The following is an 811-nucleotide window of genomic DNA, read 5'->3' on the forward strand; positions in this document are numbered from 1 at the left end:
TCCGCGCTCGCGCACAGCACGCGCCGCTGCGGCGCCAGCACGGTCGCGACGAAGCGCGTGTCCTCGAGCGGGCCGATGCGCACCGCGAGATCGACGTCGGAGCCGAGCCGTGCGCCCTGCAGGTCGACCATGCTGTCGGTCAGCACCAGGTCGACCTGCAGCGCCGGATGACGCTGCATGAAGGCGGCCAGCGCGGCCATCAGGTGCCGGCGGCCGAACGGCGCCGGGCAGTCGACGCGCAGCAGCCCGCTCGGCTCGTCGTGCTGGCTGTGCAGGTCCTCCTGCAGGCCGCGCAGCTCGGCCAGCATCCGCGTCGCACGCCCGTACAGCAGTTGCCCGGCCTCGGTCGGCCGCAGCGCATGCGTGGTGCGATGCAGGAGGCGGATGCCGAGCTGCGTCTCGAGCCGGTCGATGCGCCGCGTGACCGACGACGCAGCGACACCCAGCCGGCGTGCGGCCGCCGAGAAGCTCTGCTGGTCGACCACGTCGACAAACAGCGCCAGATGCGGGGAAAGGAAGTCGTCCATTCAGTGCCTTCGAAATTGGCTATGCGTCTACCGCAAAACAATCATCCGCCTTTGCACGTTTCCGCGTCAAACCGCGCCGACTAGACTGCATTCATCCTTTTCACCCGCCGCACGCACCGATCCAACCGGCCGCGCGGCAGCCAACCGCCACGGAGATCATCATGCGCAGCATCCGCTTCGACGCCCCCGCCGCCGACATCGAGTCGCTCGACGCGCGCGTCAGGGAAATCGACACGCCCGTCCCGGCCGACGGCCAGATGCTGATCGAGGTACGCGCGGCCGGC

1 protein-coding gene is annotated in these 811 nt (G+C 69.8%); it reads right to left on the reverse strand.

Annotation, left to right across the window (positions count from 1 at the left end; all coding sequences use genetic code 11):
• A partial coding sequence (locus G3N99_RS40735; protein ID WP_206125256.1) for a LysR family transcriptional regulator occupies window positions 1-527 on the reverse strand: 527 nt, incomplete at its 3' end.
• Between the last annotated feature and the right edge of the window lie 284 nt (window positions 528-811).

Origin of the sequence: Burkholderia sp. Ac-20392 (assembly GCF_017104585.1) — a bacterium.
GTDB classification, from domain to species: Bacteria; Pseudomonadota; Gammaproteobacteria; order Burkholderiales; family Burkholderiaceae; genus Burkholderia; species Burkholderia lata.